Genomic DNA, 15,461 nt, shown 5'->3' on the forward strand with positions numbered 1-15,461 from the left:
AAATAGGAGGTTTTTTTTTGTCGGACAAAGAGAAAAGTCAAATGGAAAAACAAGGTAGTACGAGACGTACCTTTTTAAAGAATTCCGGTTTAGCTGTTGGAGGGCTTATTTTAGGTGGAGCAGTTGGAAGCATGTTTGATAGAAATTCGGAAAGTGGTGTGAAAACAGAACAGAAGAGTCAAACTCAAGCTAATAATCCGAATGAAGCCCTAATGTTTTTTTATCCAGAAGAATATCAGACGACAGCGGCAGCTGCAGAACGTATTTTCCCAAAGGACGATCTTGGGCCAGGTGCTATGGAATTAAATGCAGCGATATATATTGACCATCAACTCAACAGTGGGTGGGGCGTAAATGAAAAGGATTATAAACTTGGACCCTATTATAAGCCAGAGCCAACACAAGGTGAACAGAATAAACTTTACCGAAAAGATTTGTTCCGGCTAGGCTTAAAAGAATTGAATACATATAGCAACAAAAACTATAAAAAGAAATTTACAGAATTAGAGGCTAATGAACAGGATGAAGTGTTAGCTGCGTTCGAGAAAGGTAAAGCAAGTTCGCTTTCTGGTGCATCTTCATCGGCATTTTTCCAATTGTTAAGAACTTTGACCATTGAAGGTGTTTATGCAGATCCATTGTACGGAGGAAATAAGGAAATGCTAGGCTGGCAGATGCGAAAGTATCCTGGTTCTCGAATGAGTTATACAAAAGAAATCCAAAGTAAAGAATTTTTAAAGTTAGATCCAAATAGCCTTCAAAGTCATATGAAACATTCATGATAGAAAGGGATGAAAAACATGGCAAAAAAACTACCTAAGGTACCCGTCGTTGTAGTCGGGATGGGCTGGGCTGGAGGTATTATTGCCTCGGAATTAACAAAAGCAGGAATCAAAGTCGTTGGACTAGAGCGCGGGAAAGAACGGGATATGAGTGATTATTTAATGGTGCATGACGAACTGCGTTTCCAACATCGTGAAGAGTTAATGCAAGATTTATCAAAAGAAACTATTACTCATCGTAATAACCAAAAAATGAGAGCACTGCCTATGCGTAATTATGGTACTTTTATCGTAGGTGAAGGTCTTGGAGGGGCTGGTAGTCACTGGAATGGACAGACCTACCGTTTTCTTCCTTATGATTTTGAAATTAAATCACTAACTGAAAAAAGGTATGGTAAAAATAAAATTAAATCAGACTATCCGATTCAAGACTGGGGCATTACATATGACCAAATCGAACCATATTATGATACTTTTGAAAAAATGGCAGGAATATCTGGTGAAACTGTTAAGTTATATGGAAAACGCTCCAATCCTTATCCAACAGGACCGATGATAAAAACACCTGTATTAGCGGAATTCGAACAAGCAGCCAAGAAGCTTGGCTACAAACCATATATGATCCCATCTGCAAATCTATCAGAGAATTACGAAAACCCTGATGGCATTTCACGTTCAGCCTGTCAATATTGTGCATTTTGTGAAAACTTCGGTTGTGAGTATGGAGCAAAAGCAGATCCAGTTGTTACGGTCATTCCTGTTGCAAAAAAAACTGGTAACCTTGACCTGCGGACATACTCAAACGTCACCCGTATTTTAAATGATGGTACGAAAGCGACAGGTGTTATTTATGTAGACACCTTCACGGGTGAAGAATTCGAACAACCGGCAGAAGTAGTGGTCTTAGCGAGTTATGTATTTAATAATGTTAGACTTTTACTTAATTCAAATCTTGGAATACCCTATGATCCAAAAACCAGAAATGGTGTAATTGGTAAAAACTATTGTTACCAAGTGAGTTCAGGATATTCAAGCCTTTATTATAATGACCGTGAGTTCAATATTTATGGAGGTGCAGGTGCATTAGGCATTGAGATTGCAGAATTTACAGGTGATAATTTCGACCATTCGGATGTAAACTTCCTTCACGGAGCAGGAATTCGTACAACCCAGTATGGGAATAGACCTATAGCAAATAATAATTCACCAATCGGAACACCTTCATGGGGTGCGGAATTTAAAAAGCAATCAATTAAATATGCCAATAGCATCCTGCAAGTCAAATCGCAGGGTGCAAGTATGCCACACATACAAAACTACCTTGATCTGGACCCTACTTATAAAGATGTATACGGTATGCCTTTATTACGGATGACATATGATTATACTGCCCAAGACCGTGAGTTAGTAAAATACATGGCGAAAGTAACAAGATCGATTGCTAAAAAAATGGGTCCTGACCATATTGATACGGTCGCTGAACAAGCAAATTTTAACGTAAACACAGATACGAATACGCATAACACAGGCGGCGTCATCATGGGGGCTGATCCAAAAAATTCAGCGGTTAACACTTACCTGCAAATGTGGGACGCTGAAAATGTATTTGTTGCGGGTTCATCAGCATTTCCTCATAACAGTTCGTTTAACCCAACTGGTACTTTAGGTGCCTTTTCATATAGAGCAGCAGAAGGGATTGTAAAGTACCTTAAAAAAGGTGGTTCCCTCGTATAAGACAGCTATTCCTTTGACCTAAAAAATAACATGACCTGTTCCCACAATAATTGGGGGCAGTTTTTTTATTTTAGGATACTAAAAAAACAAACATGGATGGGCTCCATTTAAGACTAAGGGTATCGTTTAAGGTACATATTAAAATTAATACCAAAAACTTAAGATAAGGGGGGTTATAAAATGAAAGGCAAATGGAAAATCACTATTTTATCCGCATTACTTTCGGTAAGTTTTCTGTCAGCATGTAACGCTGGTAATAACGATTTTAATGATCAAGAGGAAGTAGATTATCGTCCTGTTCGAAATGACACGGACACGAATCCAAATAATAATGATGATGATAATCGATCATTCAAGCACGATGAAAACCCTGATCAAACGGATAAACAAATGGAAAAAGGCAATAACCTTGAATTTAATAAATCGAGAGGCGATTTATAGAACCTCTAATAAGAAGACAATATTATATTTGGGATACCATTGGAAAAACGCCCAAAATCCGATTTTCCTCCCGTTTGACTTTACTTCTTATTCTTGCATAAATGTATTCCATGGAGTTGACATGATAAAATGAAATTTAACAAGAAAAAAATCAACGTTGTAGATATTCAAAAAGCGAAGAAAAGCGTGTTTGCTACAGGGGTAGGAAATGCTATGGAGTGGTTTGATTTTGGCTTATATTCCTATTTGGCTGTTATCATTAGTCAAAATTTTTTTAGTGCTGTTGAGAATGATGAACTAAAATTAGTGTTCACCTTTGCAACGTTTGCGATTGCCTTTTTAATGCGCCCAGTAGGGGGTATCATATTTGGTAAAATCGGTGATAAATTAGGAAGAAAAGTCGTTTTGACAACAACGATTATTTTGATGGCTTTTTCAACATTACTAATCGGTTTATTACCTACATATGATCAAATCGGTATATGGGCACCTATACTCTTATTAATAGCTAGAATTATTCAGGGTTTTTCAACAGGTGGCGAATACGCTGGTGCAATGGTCTATATTGCAGAATCTTCTCCAGACAATAAACGCAATATGCTTGGAAGTGGATTAGAAATTGGTACGCTAATTGGTTATATATTAGCTTCATTACTTGCCAGTACACTCTTTATTACTCTTTCCGATCAACAGATGGCCTCATGGGGTTGGAGAATACCGTTTTTACTCGGCTTACCTTTAGGGCTTATTGGATTGTACTTAAGAAAAAGTTTAGAAGAATCACCGATTTTTGAAAATGAACTTTCTGATGATGAAGCCCCAAATGAAAGCTTTCTATCTATTTTCAAAAATCACAAAAAGGATATTCTTGTATGTTTTGTAGCTGTTGCATTCTTTAATATTACAAGCTATATGCTATTATCATACATGCCTTCTTATTTAGATGAGATTATTGGATTATCCAGTACAGTAGGAACCCTATTAATTACGATTCTAATGATTATTATGGTGCCTCTTACTTTAATATTTGGAAAGCTCAGTGATAAAATTGGAAATAAGACTGTTTTCTTAATCGGTTTAGGCGGTTTAAGCCTATTATCTGCCCTTGCTTTTTATTTAATAAACCTGAATGCTTTAGTATTTATTTCGTTAGGTGTTCTAATTCTAGGTGTTCTGCTTTCAATTTATGAAGGCACAATGCCTGGATCGTTACCAGCCATGTTCTATACTGATATTCGATATCGAACATTATCAGTGACCTTTAATGTCTCAGTTTCAATATTTGGTGGAACTACCCCTTTAGTTTCCACATGGTTAGTTCACCAAACGGGGAATAACTTAGCACCTGGTTTCTATTTAACAGCCGTGAATATTATCGGGTTTTTAGTGATATTATTCTTGTTCAATAGTACTTCAGGAAAATCGCTAAAAGGATCTTACCCAACAGTTGCTTCAAAATCTGAATTTCAAGAAGCTGTTGAAAATCCAAAAGATTCCCTATGGTGGAAAACGGAACAAAGAGAAAAATAAAAAAACACAATGGGAGGACTACTCGAAATACTGTCACTCAATCTTGAGCGTCTGTATTTCGGGTTTTGTGGTATTCACGAATAATAAAGTTGTTTAAAAGTAGAAAGAGTAATTTAACGAAAGCGATAGAGTTATTTAAAGAAATGGGTAACGAATAAGTTCTCTTTTCTCCTAGGGAACTGCTGGACAATTTACCCACTTATCCACCTGGGGCACATTGATGCAAATAAGGTAGAAGAGGTATCGGGATTTTAACAGCTCCTATTATGCTTTTGATGATGGATCAAAAGGAATATTTACGAGATGTTCGGTTTGTTCGCTTTGATTTAAAGGAAGAACAGATTTACGAGATGTATACTCGATAAACCCATAATTTATGAAAAGAGGTGAATTCAAATGGATATTATGAAAATTAGGGAATGATTAATAGTGACAGCCTTAAAACAACGGTTGCTATATCTTAAGCTTATTGGTACGGAACTAAAAATAATAGATATACAAAATACTGTCTTTGTCGCTATTTATAGCTATAGACAGTAACCCATATACAGAATGGTCTTTATTTTAAGTGAAATTGACTGTGTGTTTTTTTTTTTGCCCTGTAATTATTTCGATACTGAGATATATTGATTTGAGGTAATGTTGTTGACAGTGGATGGTATTCATGATAAATTATCTTTAAGTAAAGATATATTAATTCAAGATAATAAGAAACACTTTATCAAACCCCTTTAATGAATAGCCACTCTTTTTTGAAGGAAAAATATAGGGGATTAAGGAAAACGCTGAATATCCAAAAATTGAATCGTTTTAATGGGAGGAATAATGTATGAATGGATTAAAAGGTATACACCACGTAACGGCCATAACGAGTAGTGCTGAAAAAAACTATGAATTTTTCACAAATATATTGGGCATGCGTTTAGTCAAGAAAACTGTTAACCAAGATGATATCCAAACCTATCACCTGTTTTTTGCCGACGATGTTGGCGGTGCGGGTACTGACATGACATTCTTCGATTTTCCTGGAATTCCTAAAGGAGAGCATGGGACTAATGAGATTTCCAAAACATCCTTCCGTGTACCGACTGATGCGGCATTGGAGTATTGGGTTAAACGCTTTGACCGTTTAGAGGTAAAGAATACAGGAATCCAAGAACAGTTTGGCAAAAAGAACATTTCATTTGTGGATTTTGATGATCAGCAATATCAATTGATCTCAGATGAAAATAATGAAGGGGTTGCATCCGGGATTCCTTGGCAAAAAGGACCGATTCCTCTGGAATACGCTATTACGGGATTAGGTCCAATTTTCATTCGTATCGCCAACTTTGATTACTTTAAAGAAATGATGGAAAAAGTCCTATTATTCAAAGAAATAGCCAACGAAGGGTCATTTCACCTATTTGAAGTAGGGGAAGGCGGGAATGGTGCACAAGTGATCGTCGAGCATAATTCGATCCTTCCTCAGGCTCGGCAGGGATTTGGGACTGTTCACCATACAGCCTTCCGTGTTGAAGACCGTTCCGTTCTGGAAGAATGGATCAAACGAATGGAAAGCTTCCAATTTCATACGTCCGGTTATGTCGATCGTCACTTTTTTGAGTCGCTTTACGTACGGGTGGCACCGCAAATTTTATTCGAGTTTGCCACGGATGGTCCTGGATTCATGGGGGATGAGCCGTATGAAACGCTTGGGGAAAAGTTATCTTTACCACCGTTCTTGGAACCGAAACGGGATCAAATCGAAAAGTTGGTCCGTCCAATTGATACAGTAAGAAGCACCAAGGAATTCATTAAAGAATAATTGCGAATGATATATTGGTTTATGCCCATACTAAAATAGGTAGAAATAAAAAATGGAATAATCATTTGAAATAGAAAAAATGCTCTGGAGGAATGACTTATGACAAAAGATTTTTACACGGCCATTAAAGAAAGACGTTCATATTATGGAATCAATAAAGAGGTCGGAGTATCCGATGAGAAAATTAAAGAAATAGTAGAATTTGCGGTAAAACATACGCCATCGGCTTTTAATTCCCAATCCTCACGCCTTGTTGTTTTGACAGGATCGGCACATGATAAATTATGGGATATTACGACGCAGGCATTAAAGAAAGCTGTTGGAGAGGGAGATTTCTCTGGCACTCAACAAAAAATGGATTCATTTAAAGCGGGATATGGTTCAATATTATTCTTTGAAGATGAATCTGTTGTAAAATCACTTCAAGAACAATTTGCAACGTATGCCGATAACTTCCCAATCTGGTCACAACAAACATCAGGCATGCATCAATTAGTTGTTTGGACGGCACTTGAAGCAGAAGGATTGGGAGCAACTTTACAGCATTATAATCCTCTAATTGATGATGAAGTGAAAAAAGAATGGAATGTTCCAAGCAATTGGAAATTGATTGCGCAAATGCCATTTGGAAATCCAACAGCTCAACCGGGTGATAAAGAATTCAAACCACTTGAGGATCGTATCAAATTTTATAAATAAAGTGTAAACTTTTTTAGTGCAAATCCTATAATTGCTTAAGACTGTAGGCAAAAGGAGTTGTATCCAAATTATTAAGCATAGTTGATTGGAGCGGGTGTGTGAGACTCCTGCGAGAGTAGCGAGTCCAAGAGACCCTCAGGCGCAAGCACGCCGACGGCGGACCGCCCGCGGAAAGCGAATGCCCTACGTTCCAATCAACTTGTACAAGTAAAAAAAATGTAGACAAACTCGAAGGAAAGCGAGTTTGTCTACAGTCTGAGAGCTAATTCTATTTAGCTCTTTTTTGGCTGAGCTCATTTACATAGGCTATTTCAGAATGACAAATGTTAATGTCTGTAACTAATGTTTTCCGATGTATCAGAAAAAATATTTTACTGCTTTTCTTGTTTAATAACCTCATGTAAAAGCTTTATACGTAATAGTTTTGCTTGTTATTCAATTCTTTAAAAATGAGAGCTATTCCGTGGTCAAGTTTTTGTATATTTGTATTGGACACGTTTAATTTTAATATTTTTTCCTGGGGAAAGCCATCTAAAAAATTTTGACCCATCGTCTCTACCAGTACTTGTTGATTCTGTAAGTTATTGATGAGGTAAGTACTATTTATACGATGAGGCAGTATGATATGAGCGTTCATGCATATGGATGCTGGGCGATAAAAACCTGAAGCAGAGTGCTTTTCTAGAGCATCATAAAGCAAGTTTGCACGCAATGAATAGGAAAGGCGCACTTTGTTTCTATGGTGTTTAAACATACCGCTTTTTATGTAGATTTCCAATGCTGCTTGTGAAATCATGGAACTATCAATATCAGCCGTTCTCTTATATAGTTGGAAGCTGTCCGTTAATGGTTTAGGCAAGACGGCAACACCTATGCGTAATCCTGGAAACATTATTTTTGAGAAGCTTTTTAAATAAATGACCATGTTATGGGTATCCTTGGAAAAAATAGGGTCTACCTTCATATTTTCTTCGAAATCTGCTAAATAATCATCTTCTACAATATAGACACCATACTTTACAGCAAGTTTTAGTATCTCCTCTTTTTCCATTTTAGAATAAGAAGTCCCTAACGGATTATGAAAACGAGGCATCGTATAAAAGAATTTAATTTCCTGATCACTAAAGATCCGTTCTAACTCCCCTAAATCAATACCTTCTGCTGTTCGTTCGATTCCTAGCACGGAAATCTTGTACGCTTTCAATTGCTCCACAAATAGATGATAACTAGGCTGCTCAACAAGTATATGGGTACGTTCATTTGGAAAGGGGATTAACGTTAATAAGGAAAGTGCTTGCTGCACGCCAGAAGTAATGAAAATCTGTTCTTCTTTTGCGAAAACCTGATACTGCTCTAATTGTTTTTGTATCACTTTAATTAAAGAGGGCAGTCCTTTTGGAGTGCCATAGATAAACAAATCTTGCTGATAGGTATCGATGGCTTTATTAATGCAATGTTGAAAGTCATGATACGGAAATTGATGCCAAGCGGGAGCAGAGGTAACAAAGTCGATGTCCGTTGTAGGTTCGCTTTTATCATGAAACTCTTTTTGAACGACATAATATCCACTTTTAGGAACCGCAAAGATTAAATGCCTCTTTTCCAATTCTTGCAGGGCTTTCAAGACTGTACTTTTACTATATTGATGTTGATCGCTTAATTGACGGATAGACGGGAGTTTAGAGCCCGCTTTGAGCCGTCCATTCTGGATGAGAGATGCAAATTCATTAAACAAAGCTACGTATTTTAGCATGAATACCTCCTAAAACTGTACCGTTACAGATGCTTCATATTTGTATTGTATCGTAGTGGAACTTTTAATACGATACTAACAACCGGCCGGGTGTTGAAAAGGAGGATTACTCAATATGCCAGAAAATAAAAAAGCCTATCTTGCGGCGATACTTTATGCCATTATTATTGGATTTTCATTTTTCTTTACAAAAATATCATTAATGGAAGCTAGTCCGCTAGATACATTGGCACATCGATTTACGATGGCTTTCTTGATCGCCATAATTATTAAGCTATTAAGGGGGACATCAGTGAAAATGAGTGCGAAGGATTCTGTGAAAATTCTTCCGCTGGTGTTCCTTTATCCAATTTTATTCTTTATTTTTCAAGTGTTTGGTCTCATTTATACCTCATCTTCAGAAGCGGGTATTATCCAAGCGACCATACCAATTTTCACGTTATTATCAGCTTCATTATTTTTGAAAGAATACGCAGGTAGAGCTCAGAAATTTTTTCTGTGTTTATCTGTTATGGGGGTTGTCTTTATCTTTGTCATGAATGACTTGCAACATGCGGCTTACAGTTTGAAAGGAACGATCCTGATCTTATTATCTTCGATTGCTTCCGCTCTCTATAATGTGGTAGCGAGGAAGGTAACAAAGCAATATTCACTATTTACGTTAACGTATGTGATGACATTCTTTGGTTTTGTGACTTTTAATAGTATGGCCGTCATTAACCATATAATTAACCAATCTATCAGCAGCTTTTTATTACCCTTCACAAGTAGTGCATTCCTCATTTCAATCGTATATCTTGGGGTATTATCGTCACTGCTTACTGCTTTTTTATCAAACTATTCATTATCTATATTACCAGCATCTAAAATGAGCGTTTTTAGTAATTTAGCGACATTGATTACGATAATGGCAGGGGTGATTTTCTTACATGAATCGATTCATTATTATCATGTAATAGGTGCAATGATCATTCTTGCTGGGGTAATCGGCACGAATTATTTTGGTCGAAATCATTCCAAGCATAATAGTAAGACTTTTGCCGACCCATTGCTGAAAAGGGAGGTAAAGGAATGAATAAATATGTATTGTTACTCTTGATTAGTGGTATATGGGGATCTCAATTCTTCTTTATTGCATTAGTCATAGAAAATGTTGGGGTCATTACATTGTCAGCCATTAAAGCATTCATCGGCGGTATCTGTTTACTCTTTTTGGGATTGTTTTTATCAAAAGAAGAGCGAAAAGTACCCAGGAGTTATTATAAATGGTATATTATCATTGCTTTTTTCGAGGTTGTACTACCATTCGTTTTTATTGCACAAGGCCAGAAATCTGTGCCTAGCAGTATCGCAGCGGTGCTGATTGGTATGGTCCCCATCTTTACCATCCTTTTTTTACCAGTATTTTTCAAGATAAAAAGCACAAGGCTGCAGATTACAAGTATCCTATTCGGATTTGCAGGTATTGTCTTCCTTTCCTGGCCGACACAGGGAATCCAAGAGCTTTCTAACAGTATTCAGGGGAACATCCTCATGATATTGGCTGCTATGAGTTTTGGATTATCATTGATTTTCATGGAGAAATTGAACGAGGGATCTTCCGTCATTCATATGAGAAATGTATTACTGATTGCCAGTGCATTGCTCATCCCCATGTCCCTTTTGTTTGAGCAATCTTTCAAATTGGATATAGCACAATCTCAATCCATCTACTTAGCGATTTTAGGCATTTTCCATGCAGGTGTTGTTTATGCATTATTTAACAGTCTGATTCGGCAAGAAGGCGCATTATTTACTTCATATAGTAATTATATAGTACCTGTCATCGGAATGATTTTAGGCTATTTCTTTTTACAAGAAGAGTTGTCTATTCATCAATTGATTGGAATGGGTATAATAATGATGTCATTAGTTTTTTTAGACAAAAAAATAATTATCAAATTGAAAAGAATGTAGTATTTTATTATATGGCTAATGTCCGTTATCTTTAATTGTACTAATATAATCGTATATATAACGAAACCATATTGAAAAATGGGCAGAAGGATTAAAACTTTTTTGTAAGATCATTTTTAGTTTTTTGATCAACAAATGATTATATAGTAAAAGAAGCATCTGCTGAGGTTAGCAGATGCTTCTTTTAAAAGGGGTAACTGATTTATTGGCTCTTACCATAATAAATGCTTATATTTTTAGTTTTTGTGTATGAGATTGTGATGTATTTTTCTCCATCTTCATTATAATAAACCCACTCCATGCAAACATAAGGGAGGCTATGTAAAAGATGCTGCCGATCGTTAAAAAGTCGACTAAATATCCGGTTGCAATCACCGCAGCTGCAGCACCGACGGATGTCCAAACATGGTAGTTCCCGATTTCCGCACCCGCGGTTTTCTTCGTTACATATCTTGCCAGTACCGTTTTTTCAGTGTTTCTTTGTACTGCCCCAAGTACTCCCATAATGATTTGCAGGAGATAGACATGCCAAATTTCATATGCGAGAGGAAAGGCAAGCAGGATAAGTGCCATCCCCCATGAATAGATAAGGAGAAATGCTTTGTCACCTGTTTTGTCAGTGAATTTTCCGATTAAAGGATAGCTGAGCGCTGCAGTCAAGGAGAATATTCCATATGCCCACCCGAATTGCGAATAACTGGTGCCCACATTTTTGATTAGCAAAATATAAAAGGGGAAAATCATGCTGGCAGCCATTCCAACAGTGCCTTGGTAAAAAACAAAACGTTTATAATTCATGGATGATACCCCTCATAGAAAAGATTCATGAAGCGATTATCAGGATCATATTTCATCTTTAATCGAAAGAATTCCTCAGTATGCGGATACGCTTCAAATAATTGTGTCTTGGTTGGATACCCATAATAGGGCAGATAGTAGCTGCCGTTATGGTCAAGCGTCACATCGATCATGTTACGGATGACCCTCCCTGTATTATCCTTGCTTTCGTCATCTTTCCCTTGATTGATGAGCATCACTAAAGCGAACATATCATCCTTGGCATAGGACATGAGTGATTCATCATTATGTTCCACATAACGAATTGTGATATTTAATAAATTAAAATCTTTCTCAATAGATAAGGTTCTTCTTAAGTCATCGATATAATCAGCAAATTGATCAATCGGAACGAAGTATTCTTGCAGCACTTCAGTTTTTTTGGGATTGCTGTAATCCATGAATGCTGAATCCGACCGCATCACATTATTCCTCGAAACCAAGTTGCCATCAATATTGGCCGTGTAGGCTTTTTGAGTTTCCCAAAACCTTTTTTTACCCCAGTCATTATAACGTGAGAGGCCAAGAAAGAATTTAGGCACGGCAATGATCGTTTCCCGTTTGAGAGTATCGTAGTCAGATAGCCTTGTTTGGTCATTTGCCCTATAATAATCCGTTACATACATTTCATCCAAATAGGAGTCTGGAGCAACAGATATTCTTGCAAGATGCATTTTAACATCAGCGTTTTTAAGAACTTCTTTTTTAAAGTACGACGTATATTGATCATAATGAAGTGATTTAGTTTTAATGTTATAAAGTTCGTCATCAGTAAGGTGGAGTGTTACATCGAGTATGACTCCAAACAATCCGTACCCGCCAATAACCGTATGGAAGAGCTCCGAATTTTCTTCGCGGCTCACTGTTAGGGTTTGTCCTTTTGCGTCAAGCAATCTAAATGATTCCACGGTTTCTATCAAGGCATGATGACGGATATCCCGGCCATGGACATTAACGCTCAAAGACCCGCCAATGGTAAAAATGTTTTGAGATTGACTGACCTTCAGTGCAAGTCCATATGGGTTGATGTATTCCTGAAGAGCAGCCCAGGTTGCTCCGCTTTGGACCGTGATGCGTTTTTCTTTTACATCCAAATCAAGTATTTTATCATATTTCTTCATATCGAGGAGGATCCCGTTTGGATATAATGTCTGCCCTCCTTGGCTATGCTGCATTCCGGCAATGGAAATGGGATCATCGTTTTTTTCGGCATCCAAAACGACCTTTTTGATTTCTTCTTCACTATCTTCTGCCTTTATCACTTTCATTTTAACTGGCATCAGACGGCTTATATCTTTGGCAATAGGATGGTCAAGCTTGAAATTAAAAGCCTGCAGCGATAATCCAAATAATAGTGCATATAGGGTGATAAATAAAAATCGTTTCATGATCTGGCATTCTACTCCTCGTTTACTTTGGTTGACACTTAATTGAAATAAAGAAAATGTATGAACCTGATATATTAATGGAGTTTCCCTGACCAAGCAATGAGAATGGGGTTAATATTGAATTAAATGTCAGAAATTTAGAAATGAATCTTTTGATTTATGTATTAGTTCTTAGTTTTCAGCCCATTAATGATTGTTTTGGTTAGCGGTATGGATAGTGATTCCAAGCTTTGTTCTGAGTTGTTTAATCCCCAATGATAGATGATTCCCATCAGGCTTTGGAAGATAAGTTGTGAAATTTCGTTAACTGATTGGTCAGTGCCAATGTCGTTTTGTTCTTTCGCCTCTTCAATTAATGAACGAATGATTTTGAAGAGTGAGCGGTTTGAATTTAAAAAGTAAGTATGTTCCTTCGAATCTAAAGCGGAACTGTAAATCACTTTCATTAAATCTTTGCCCATTTCTACTTCCAGAAAACGCATCAATTTGCGAATGAAAATAAACAATTTCTCGGTAGCGTCCATATCGACTGGGAACGAACGGAAGACTTCGCGATAGTAATCATCGACTTCTATGAATCTCACTAAAAAAATGTCCGATTTCGCTGAAAAGTGTTGGTAAAATGACCCTTTTGATGTGCCGCTTTTTTTCACGATTTCGTCAACGGTAACTTTATCGTAACCTTTTTCGCTAAATAACTTTAGAGATATTTGTAAAATTTTTTCACGAGTCTTTTCTCCCCTAAGTTGTTTCTTTCTGGGTTCAATCATAAAAAAACCTCCAAATGAAAATTGACAGAATATTCCTATATAGTTTAATATCAGACTACAGTCTAGTTAAATGATTGCTGGTCTATTTAATCTAACGTAGATCATGAATAATCACAACGCTATTTTAAATGGTTTTCGCACATTAAGTAAGCGTTTACGAGGCTTTGGGATCAAGTATGGGGAAGGTTAATTCAGTTTAAATGGGAGGTTTTTCAAGGATTCCTATACAATCGGTTACTGTCTTGAAGAAAAGGCTTATTCCTCTTTAGCCCTGAGTATATGGATTGTATTTATAATATTGTTGGATTCAGTAAATGTAAAATGGAGGGTGGTGGTTTTCAGGATAAATTTAGAGCTAGGAATTAACCAGAATGTCGGGAAGCTGGAGAATAGTTGTACGGTTTTGGAAATAGTAGCATGAAAAGGGAGGAAATAATCTTGAATCATTCCAGTGGTGAAATAGAGAAACGAACGATCAGTAAGACGATGAAACGCATTCTTCCATTTATCTTGCTCCTTTATATCATTGCATACTTGGACCGGGTTAATTTAGGCTATGCTGCTTTACAAATGAATGCGGAATTAGCCTTATCCGCTGAAGTTTTTGGATTGCTTTCCGGTATTTTCTTCATCGGCTATTTCTTTTTTGAAGTCCCAAGCAATATGATCATGCATAAAGTGGGAGCTCGAATATGGATTGCCCGAATTATGATTTCGTGGGGACTTGTGGTAATATTAACTGGTTTTGCCCAAACAACGATGCATTTATATATTCTCCGTTTTTTATTAGGTGTTGCCGAAGCTGGTTTTTTTCCTGGTATAATTTTGTATTTAACTTATTGGTTCAGGGCTCGCGAAAGAGGAAGGGCAACAGCGGTTTTGCTTTTGGCCCTACCGATTGGCGGATTGATCGGTGCGCCTGTGTCGACATGGATTCTTGACAATATCTCCTGGTTTGGTATGGCAGGGTGGAGATGGATGTTCATTCTTGAAGGCATTCCGGCCATTATTATAGGAATTGTTGTTGTTTTCTATTTAACTAATAGACCGTCTAACGCTAAATGGTTATCAAAGGAAGAAAGTGATTGGTTAGAAGGCGAATTGAGTGCGGAAAGAAAAGTTAGCTCGAAAATAAATAAAGTCACGAAGATTGATATGCTGAAAGATTCGAAAATCTGGAAGTTGGCCCTTTTTTATTTTGCAGGATACACATCCATCTATGGATTGTCATTCTGGATGCCAACCATCATAAAATCTTTATCGGAAAACGCAACGACCAATCTAGAAATAGGCTGGTTAGCGATGATTCCATCGTTAGTCGGTATACCTGCCGTCATGTTTGTAGGCTGGAATTCAGATCGGACCAATGAACATAAAACACATTTGCTCGTTTGCCTCATGATAGCGGTTGTCGGATTTATCGGGTGCGGCTTTTCAAATAGTGTTTTTATGATGGTGCTTATGTTAACGATTACATCTTTCGGGTTATACGGGTTCAGTGGATGTTTCTTTGCCTATATGACATTTTTCTTCACTGAGTCCACTGCCCCAGTCGGAATAGCCATAGTCAATTCATTTGCGGCTTTAGGCGGTTTTGTAGGACCGATGATTCTCGGAACTGTTGCCTTTACTCAAGGGATGTTTATTTTATCTGGATTACTTATAATAGGTGTCATCACCTTATTATCATTAAAATTGACGGAAGCTTCAGATGAAAACATAGGTAAAGAAGTTGATGTCAATATTAATCGTTTATAAAGGTTC

General features: G+C 37.1%; 13 protein-coding genes. 9 read left to right on the forward strand and 4 right to left on the reverse strand.

Going from position 1 to position 15,461, the window contains the following annotated elements; all coding sequences use genetic code 11:
* Window positions 1-17: 17 nt before the first annotated feature.
* From J7I96_RS10550 to J7I96_RS10575, 6 genes are all read left to right on the forward strand, one after another.
* Window positions 18-782, forward strand: coding sequence for a gluconate 2-dehydrogenase subunit 3 family protein (locus J7I96_RS10550; RefSeq protein ID WP_251025029.1), 765 nt, complete (start codon window positions 18-20; stop codon window positions 780-782).
* Between the two features lie 18 nt (window positions 783-800).
* On the forward strand, window positions 801-2,516 hold the full coding sequence (locus J7I96_RS10555) for a GMC family oxidoreductase (protein WP_202310412.1): 1,716 nt from the start codon (window positions 801-803) through the stop codon (window positions 2,514-2,516).
* Between the two features lie 180 nt (window positions 2,517-2,696).
* Window positions 2,697-2,957: a hypothetical protein gene (locus J7I96_RS10560; protein WP_054396325.1), complete on the forward strand. Its 261-nt coding sequence runs from the start codon at window positions 2,697-2,699 to the stop codon at window positions 2,955-2,957.
* Between the two features lie 129 nt (window positions 2,958-3,086).
* Window positions 3,087-4,487, forward strand: coding sequence for an MFS transporter (locus tag J7I96_RS10565; RefSeq protein WP_214767789.1), 1,401 nt, complete (start codon window positions 3,087-3,089; stop codon window positions 4,485-4,487).
* An 829-nt stretch (window positions 4,488-5,316) separates the two neighbouring features.
* The gene (locus J7I96_RS10570) at window positions 5,317-6,294 is read left to right on the forward strand and encodes a ring-cleaving dioxygenase (protein ID WP_214923859.1); all 978 of its coding nucleotides are present in this window, start codon (window positions 5,317-5,319) and stop codon (window positions 6,292-6,294) included.
* A gap of 99 nt (window positions 6,295-6,393) precedes the next feature.
* Window positions 6,394-6,993, forward strand: coding sequence for a nitroreductase family protein (locus tag J7I96_RS10575; RefSeq protein ID WP_054396318.1), 600 nt, complete (start codon window positions 6,394-6,396; stop codon window positions 6,991-6,993).
* A gap of 409 nt (window positions 6,994-7,402) precedes the next feature.
* Here J7I96_RS10575 and J7I96_RS10580 read toward each other — a convergent pair whose 3' ends face one another.
* Window positions 7,403-8,746: an aminotransferase-like domain-containing protein gene (locus J7I96_RS10580; protein ID WP_214767795.1), complete on the reverse strand. Its 1,344-nt coding sequence runs from the start codon at window positions 8,744-8,746 to the stop codon at window positions 7,403-7,405.
* 115 nt (window positions 8,747-8,861) lie between these two features.
* Here J7I96_RS10580 and J7I96_RS10585 point away from each other — a divergent pair, with 115 nt between their 5' ends.
* Entirely contained in the window at window positions 8,862-9,821 is a 960-nt protein-coding gene (locus tag J7I96_RS10585; RefSeq protein WP_214767798.1) for a DMT family transporter, read from the forward strand.
* Entirely contained in the window at window positions 9,818-10,702 is an 885-nt protein-coding gene (locus tag J7I96_RS10590; protein WP_214767801.1) for a DMT family transporter, read from the forward strand. Before J7I96_RS10585 ends, J7I96_RS10590 begins: the two co-directional genes overlap by 4 nt.
* Window positions 10,703-10,930: 228 nt before the next feature.
* Here J7I96_RS10590 and J7I96_RS10595 read toward each other — a convergent pair whose 3' ends face one another.
* The 3 genes from J7I96_RS10595 to J7I96_RS10605 all read right to left on the reverse strand — a co-directional run bounded on the left by J7I96_RS10595 (window position 10,931) and on the right by J7I96_RS10605 (window position 13,697).
* Window positions 10,931-11,500, reverse strand: a complete 570-nt coding sequence (locus J7I96_RS10595; protein WP_214923857.1) for an MFS transporter — start codon at window positions 11,498-11,500, stop codon at window positions 10,931-10,933.
* Window positions 11,497-12,927: an FAD-binding oxidoreductase gene (locus J7I96_RS10600; RefSeq protein ID WP_214767807.1), complete on the reverse strand. Its 1,431-nt coding sequence runs from the start codon at window positions 12,925-12,927 to the stop codon at window positions 11,497-11,499. Before J7I96_RS10600 ends, J7I96_RS10595 begins: the two co-directional genes overlap by 4 nt.
* A 164-nt stretch (window positions 12,928-13,091) precedes the next feature.
* Window positions 13,092-13,697, reverse strand: a complete 606-nt coding sequence (locus J7I96_RS10605) for a TetR/AcrR family transcriptional regulator (RefSeq protein ID WP_214767810.1) — start codon at window positions 13,695-13,697, stop codon at window positions 13,092-13,094.
* A 438-nt stretch (window positions 13,698-14,135) separates the two neighbouring features.
* Here J7I96_RS10605 and J7I96_RS10610 point away from each other — a divergent pair, with 438 nt between their 5' ends.
* Window positions 14,136-15,455, forward strand: coding sequence for an MFS transporter (locus J7I96_RS10610; RefSeq protein WP_214767813.1), 1,320 nt, complete (start codon window positions 14,136-14,138; stop codon window positions 15,453-15,455).
* The last annotated feature ends 6 nt before the right edge of the window (window positions 15,456-15,461 follow it).

It is taken from the genome of Bacillus sp. ISL-78 (genome assembly GCF_018613455.1).
Classification (GTDB): domain Bacteria; phylum Bacillota; class Bacilli; order Bacillales; family DSM-1321; genus Peribacillus; species Peribacillus frigoritolerans.

Bases quoted from the DNA above. Each gene is read 5' to 3' on its own strand.
- J7I96_RS10555 (WP_202310412.1), top strand. From the start codon at position 801: ATGGCAAAAAAACTACCTAAGGTACCCGTCGTTGTAGTCGGGATGGGC.
- J7I96_RS10560 (WP_054396325.1), top strand. From the start codon at position 2,697: ATGAAAGGCAAATGGAAAATCACTATTTTATCCGCATTACTTTCGGTA.
- J7I96_RS10565 (WP_214767789.1), top strand. From the start codon at position 3,087: ATGAAATTTAACAAGAAAAAAATCAACGTTGTAGATATTCAAAAAGCG.
- J7I96_RS10570 (WP_214923859.1), top strand. From the start codon at position 5,317: ATGAATGGATTAAAAGGTATACACCACGTAACGGCCATAACGAGTAGT.
- J7I96_RS10575 (WP_054396318.1), top strand. From the start codon at position 6,394: ATGACAAAAGATTTTTACACGGCCATTAAAGAAAGACGTTCATATTAT.
- J7I96_RS10580 (WP_214767795.1), bottom strand. From the start codon at position 8,746: ATGCTAAAATACGTAGCTTTGTTTAATGAATTTGCATCTCTCATCCAG.
- J7I96_RS10585 (WP_214767798.1), top strand. From the start codon at position 8,862: ATGCCAGAAAATAAAAAAGCCTATCTTGCGGCGATACTTTATGCCATT.
- J7I96_RS10590 (WP_214767801.1), top strand. From the start codon at position 9,818: ATGAATAAATATGTATTGTTACTCTTGATTAGTGGTATATGGGGATCT.
- J7I96_RS10595 (WP_214923857.1), bottom strand. From the start codon at position 11,500: ATGAATTATAAACGTTTTGTTTTTTACCAAGGCACTGTTGGAATGGCT.
- J7I96_RS10600 (WP_214767807.1), bottom strand. From the start codon at position 12,927: ATGAAACGATTTTTATTTATCACCCTATATGCACTATTATTTGGATTA.
- J7I96_RS10605 (WP_214767810.1), bottom strand. From the start codon at position 13,697: ATGATTGAACCCAGAAAGAAACAACTTAGGGGAGAAAAGACTCGTGAA.